Origin of the sequence: Streptomyces sp. YGL11-2, from assembly GCF_050054615.1 — a bacterium.
Lineage (GTDB): Bacteria > Actinomycetota > Actinomycetes > Streptomycetales > Streptomycetaceae > Streptomyces.
On sequence record NZ_JBNHIN010000082.1, the window covers coordinates 1 to 5,715 of the forward strand.

At 71.4% G+C, this 5,715-nt stretch carries 5 protein-coding genes; 2 read left to right on the plus strand and 3 right to left on the minus strand.

Going from position 1 to position 5,715, the window contains the following annotated elements; genetic code table 11:
- Positions 1-149: 149 nt before the first annotated feature.
- Entirely contained in the window at positions 150-1,550 is a 1,401-nt protein-coding gene (aspA, locus tag ACO1BR_RS41240; protein WP_426800252.1) for an aspartate ammonia-lyase, read from the minus strand.
- Between the two features lie 440 nt (positions 1,551-1,990).
- Between aspA and ACO1BR_RS41245 the strand changes: the two genes are divergently transcribed.
- Entirely contained in the window at positions 1,991-2,905 is a 915-nt protein-coding gene (locus ACO1BR_RS41245) for a LysR family transcriptional regulator (protein WP_426800253.1), read from the plus strand.
- 22 nt (positions 2,906-2,927) lie between these two features.
- Here ACO1BR_RS41245 and ACO1BR_RS41250 read toward each other — a convergent pair whose 3' ends face one another.
- Both ACO1BR_RS41250 and ACO1BR_RS41255 read right to left on the minus strand, forming a co-directional pair.
- Entirely contained in the window at positions 2,928-3,962 is a 1,035-nt protein-coding gene (locus ACO1BR_RS41250; protein ID WP_426800254.1) for an MFS transporter, read from the minus strand.
- Between the two features lie 157 nt (positions 3,963-4,119).
- Positions 4,120-4,404 carry a chaplin gene (locus ACO1BR_RS41255; protein WP_426800255.1) on the minus strand — a complete coding sequence of 95 codons (285 nt, stop codon included), beginning with the start codon at positions 4,402-4,404 and terminating at the stop codon, positions 4,120-4,122.
- 486 nt (positions 4,405-4,890) lie between these two features.
- Between ACO1BR_RS41255 and ACO1BR_RS41260 the strand changes: the two genes are divergently transcribed.
- On the plus strand, positions 4,891-5,715 hold an 825-nt coding region (locus ACO1BR_RS41260; RefSeq protein ID WP_426800256.1), incomplete at its 3' end, for an AfsR/SARP family transcriptional regulator.

The following is a 5,715-nucleotide window of genomic DNA, read 5'->3' on the forward strand; positions in this document are numbered from 1 at the left end:
CCGCTCGCGGGAACTTCCAGTCGCACCGTCATCGAATACGAGACGCTAGGCGCCGTTGCCATGGCCGACTTCCTCTGCTGGTCGGTAGGGGTGGTGACTGCTTCGCGCCCGGTCCGCACCCGGTGTCGGACCGGGGGTCGGACCGCGCATCAGGCGGTTGTCCCTGCGATGTGCTCCGGGCGTAGCAGGGTGGTGAGTTGGTCTTCGGGCAACAGCCCGTGCTCCAGGACGAGTTCGGCGACGCCGCGCCCGGTGGTGAGGGCTTCCTGGGCGATGGCGGTGGCCGCGGTGTACCCGATGTGCGGGTTGAGGGCGGTGACCAGGCCGATGGAGTTCTGGACGGTGGTGCGCAGCGTCTCGGTGTTGGCGGTGATGCCGGCGACGCAGCGGTGGGCGAGGGTGCGGCAGGCGGCCGCGAGGTGGGTGATGCTCTCCGAGAGGGAGTGCAGGATGATCGGTTCGAAGGCGTTGAGCTGGAGTTGGCCGGCTTCGGCGGCCATCGTGATGGTGACGTCGTTGCCGATGACCTCGAAGGCGACCTGGTTGACGACTTCGGGGATGACGGGGTTGACCTTGCCGGGCATGATGCTCGAACCCGCCTGCACGGGCGGCAGGTTGATCTCGGCGAGTCCGGCGCGCGGGCCGGAGGAGAGCAGCCGCAGGTCGTTGCAGCTCTTGGAGAGCTTGACGGCGATGCGCTTGAGGACGCCGGAGAGGTGGACGAAGGCTCCGCAGTCCTGGGTGGCCTCGACGAGGTTGGCGGCGGTGATCAGGGGCAGTCCGGTGATGGCGGCCAGGTGGCGGCGGGCGGCTTCGGCATAGCCGGCGGGGGCGTTGAGACCGGTGCCGATGGCGGTGGCGCCGAGGTTGATCTCGTGTACGAGCTGGGTGGCCTCGGCGAGCCGGCTCTGGTCCTCCTCCAGCATGACGGCGTAGGCGGAGAACTCCTGGCCCAGGGTCATGGGGACCGCGTCCTGGAGCTGGGTGCGGCCCATCTTGAGGATGTCGTGGAACTCGTCAGCCTTGGTGGCGAAGGCGTCGCGCAGCACGGTCATCGCGTCGAGCAGTTCGCGCACGGCGATGATGGTGGCGACCTTGACGGCCGTCGGATACACGTCGTTGGTGGACTGGCTGAGGTTGACGTGTTCGTTGGGGTGCAGGTGGGCGTAGTCGCCCTTGTCGTGGCCCAGCAGTTCCAGTGCCCGGTTGGCGATGACCTCGTTGGCGTTCATGTTGGACGAGGTGCCGGCGCCGCCCTGGATGACGTCGACGACGAACTGGTCGTGCAGGCGGCCTTCCTGGATCTCCCGGCAGGCGGTGACGATGGCCTCGGCCTGGTCCGAGGCGAGCAGCCCCAGCTCGGCGTTGGCGCGGGCCGCGGCCTCCTTCACGGCGGCCAGCGCGTCGATCAGATGCGGGTACCCGGAGATCGCCGTACCGGTGATGGGGAAGTTCTCGACGGCGCGCAGGGTGTGCACGCCCCAGTACGCGTCGGCGGGCACGTCCCGGTCGCCGAGCAGGTCGTGTTCCCGGCGGTGACCGGCAGTCATGGACACAGCGGATTCCTTGGTGGGGAGGGGGTGGGGTGCGGACGGCGAAGGGGATGGCATGGGCGCCCCGAGCGGGCACGGACCGCACCACGGTGACCGGGCGACCGCGCTGCGTGATGGGCCTGCGCCCGCAGCTGCCGCTACCTCGCCGGATCCGTGGTCGGACCGCGCTCCACCGGACAGCTCCCTGGCCGCGGGCCGCGCGCCGGGGTCGGTGCCCCGCGGTCGCGTCACCGGGTCTTGATCGTCAGCTGTCCGCTCGCCCCGTGGGCACGGGGGTGTGGGTCAGCTCACGGTCCCGGGCCGGCGGAGGCCGTTGCCGTTGTCTTCACGGGAGACCACTTTGTCGTGCCACCCCTGTGAAGTCCATCAGCGTTTTCCAAGGTCGTCTGTGAAGCTCTACTTCACAGGGGCGGTGTTCGTCTGGTGTACTGCCGGATGTGATCGATCCACGTAGGCTCCGGGTGCTGCGGGCGCTGGCCGACCACGGCACCGTCACCGCCGCCGCACATGCCCTCTACCTCTCCCCCTCGGCGGCGTCGCAGCAGCTCGCCGCGCTGGAGGCGGAGGTCGGCCACGCGCTGCTGGAGCGGCGCGGCCGTACCGTCCGGCTGACTCCGACGGGCACCGTGCTGGCCGATCACGCGACGAGGATCGCCGCGCAGCTGGAACAGGCGGAGGCCGATATGGCCGCCTGCTCGGCGGGCCTGGCGGGCGAGGTGACCATCGCCGCGTTCGCGAGTTCGATCACCGAAGTGGTGGCCCCGGCGATGGCGTCGCTGCGGGAGCGCGCTCCGCAGGTGCGGATCCGGGTGAAGGACGCCGAGGGCCACGCCAGCCGACGGCTCCTGATCGACGGAGTGGTCGACATCGCCCTGGCGGTGGAGCACCGGGACACCCCCGGCCACAGCGGCGAGCAACTGCTGCGCGAGCCCCTCTACGCGGAGCCCTTCGACGTCGTGCTGCCGTCCGGCCATCCGCTGGCCGACGCCCCCGACGTGGAGTTGTCCGACCTCGGCGAGGAGCCGTGGATCACGCCGTGGCCCGGTAACCCGGTGCACGATGTCGTCCTGCGCGCCTGCGAGGAGGCTCGTCTCCAGCCGCGGGTGGAGTGCCTGGCCGACGACTCCCGGGCCGTGTGTGCCCTGGTCGCCGCCGGTGCGGGCGTGGCGCTGGTGCCCCGTTCGGCGCTCCACGGCATCGCCTTCGGCGGCGTCGTCATCCGCCCGGTCGGCGGCGCCCACCGCCCGACCCGGCGGGTCTTCACCGCCGTTCGGCGCGGCAGCGAAGGTCATCCGCTGGTGCGGCTGGCACTGGGCGAACTGCGGAACCAAGGCGCCGCCCTCGGCTCCTGACCGCCGCCGTACCGCTCGTCGATCACCGTCGGCCGGCCGCGGCGGTGCGCGGAGCCGCGCCGCCGCGGTCCACTTCCGCGAACATCGCCGCCGCTCGCTCCGCGGTGGCCCGGGACCGGCGCCCGGTGCTGAGCAGTCCGAGGACCGCGATCCCCAGGCCCAGTCCGAGCACCAGCCACCACACCCCGTGCGCCGCCCGGACGAACGCCGTCCCACCGCGGGTCGCGGTCGGCCCCACGATCGCTCCGGAGATCGCGACGCCCAGCGTGGTACCGGTCTGCCGGCCGGCGGAGGCAAGCGAGGTGGCCACCCCGGCCATCGAGCGGGGCATGCCGGAGACCGCGGTGTTGGTGATCGGCGGGTTGACGGTGCTCAGGAAGACGCCGAACAGCAGGTAGACCGCGAGCACGGTCGGCAGCGGGGTTGCCGGCCGGAGCCAGAGCGACGCGGCGCCGCCCAGCGCCAGCGCTCCCCCGGCGAGCAGCAGCGGCAGCCTGGGACCGCGCGTGCCCACCAGCCGGCCGGTGAAAGGGGAGAACACGATCACCAGCGCGCCGACGGGGAGCAGGCACAGTCCGGCCGTGAACGCGGACATACCACGCACGTCCTGAAGGTACTGAGGGGTGACGAACAGGAACGCGCCGAATCCGCACAGCGCGAAGAGCGCCATCAGCAGCGCCGAGCTGAACGGCACGCTGCGGAACAGGCGCAGTTCCAACAGCGGGTCGACGCGGCGTGGTTCGTGGACCAGGATGCCCAGCACGCCGAGCAGGGCCACGGCGAGCAGCCCGAGGATGACCGGCGAAGTCCAGCCCCACTGCCGGGACTCGATGATCGCGAAGACGACGCTCCCCAGCACCAGGACCATCAGGATCTGGCCCACCGGGTCGAACCGGCGCGCGCGGGCGGCGCGCGACTCGGGCACGAACAGCGCGAGTGATCCCCTCCCGACGGACGGGGCATAGCCGACCGTTGTCGCATCCCGCCCGGCGATCAGAAGAGAGGCCGCCTGGAGACATCTCCAGGCGGCCTTGCCCCATTCACGGTTCTCGCCCACATCCCCGGGGCACACTCACGTGATCACGTACACCGGGGTTGAGGCGGGTCCTGCCCCTACGCGCCCGATCGGTCGGGAACCAGCAGGGAACGTCGGTCACTTACCGACATCAGACACGAGAACAACACCCCGGACGAATGCTGCCCAGGGGTCGTTCTCAGCGCTCCTCTTTGCGGTCTTCCTTGTGGTGCCCGTGCTTGCCCTCGGAGTTGACGCACAGGTTCCCGAAGGCCGGGTTGAGGGCGGCGATGAAGTTTCCGGTGTTCCCGCAGAAGTTGAACGGGATGTGGATCGGCATCTGGCCGACGTTGCCGGAGATGAAGCCCGGCGAGCCGGCCGCCTTGCCGGCTGCTCCGCTGCTCGCCGAGGCGACCCCGGCCGCACTGGTGACGGCCAGCCCGGTGACGGCGGTCATCATGAGCGCCTTCGCGATACGCGACATGCTTTCGAGTCCTTTCACGGATGAAGGTCAGACCACGCTCTCCGCCCAGGACAGGCAGCAGAGGTCCTGACCAACGGACTCATGTCCCATATGTCACGTAGTACCCCCCGGATAGACGAATCCGCGGGTCCAACCCGCCCCCGGCGCCGCTCCCCTGCCCCGACGGTTCAGCCCTCCGGGAAGGGGCGTCCACCCGGCTCCGCGCGCCATTCGGGCAGGTCGTACCGCTCGGGCGGGATACCGGCGGACGGCGTGGCGCGCTCCGGCGGCGAGCACCAACGACCGGGACTGGGGCGGTCGGTTGGCGGACGCACCGCTTCCGCTGCAGGAGCGAAAGGAGGCGATGCACCGGCACGCCGTGCGGTGCGAGACCCACACCGTATCGCTCTTGCTCATCGACGTCGGTCGGTCCCGACTTGCCAACCCTCGCGGAAGGCGCTGAAATGCCGATGAATTCACGATGATGCGCGGACCGGAGGCTTCGGGATGGACGGGGGCTCTCCGCAGCCGCTTCGGATCGCGGTGCTGGGTCCGGTGCGGGCCTGGTGGCACGGGACGCCCCTGGACCTGGGGCCGGTGCGGCGGCAGGCCGTGCTGGCCGCACTGGTGCTGCGTCCGGGCCTGTTGGTCAGCCATGAGCAGTTGCTCGACGACGTGTGGGGCACACAGCCGCCGGGGTCCGGTCGCCGGGTGCTCCCGAGCTACATCTACCAGTTGCGCAAGGCCCTCGACACGGCGGGCGCCGGACGGTCGGCGTCGGTGATCCGCAGCGGCCGGGACGGGTACCGCTTCGTCAACGACGGGACCCGGCTCGATGTCGCGGAGCTGGCCGGGCGGATCGGCGAAGCCCAGCGGGCGCGGGCGTCCGGTGACCTGGCCACGGCACTGGACCGGTTCTCCCAGGCGCGCACCCTGTCCAGAGGCGAGCCGCTGGCCGGGCTGCCGGGGCCGTTCGCGCAGGGCGAGCGGCAGCGGCTGGTGCAGCGGCAGCGCACGTTCCAGCAGGAGCGGCTGGAGTGCCTGGTGCGCCTCGGCCGGTCCGCCGAGGCTCTGGACGACCTCGCCGCGCTGTCCGCTTCCGAGCCGTACGACGAGTCGCTGGCGGCACTGTGGATGCGCGCCCTGTACGGCAGCGGGCGCCAGGCCGCGGCGCTCGGCGCCTATCAGGACCTACGCGGGCGGCTGCGTGACGAACTCGGGGTCGACCCCGGCACGGAACTGCGCCGGGTGCACCAGGCGGTGCTGCGCCGGGACGACGAGCAGCTCCTCGGCGCGGCGGCGGTGCGCGCTGCCGCTGTGCCGGGGGGGGAG

Excerpts from the sequence above, each read along its gene's own strand:
- aspA (WP_426800252.1), bottom strand. The coding sequence starts at position 1,550 with ATGACTGCCGGTCACCGCCGGGAACACGACCTGCTCGGCGACCGGGAC.
- ACO1BR_RS41255 (WP_426800255.1), bottom strand. The coding sequence starts at position 4,404 with ATGTCGCGTATCGCGAAGGCGCTCATGATGACCGCCGTCACCGGGCTG.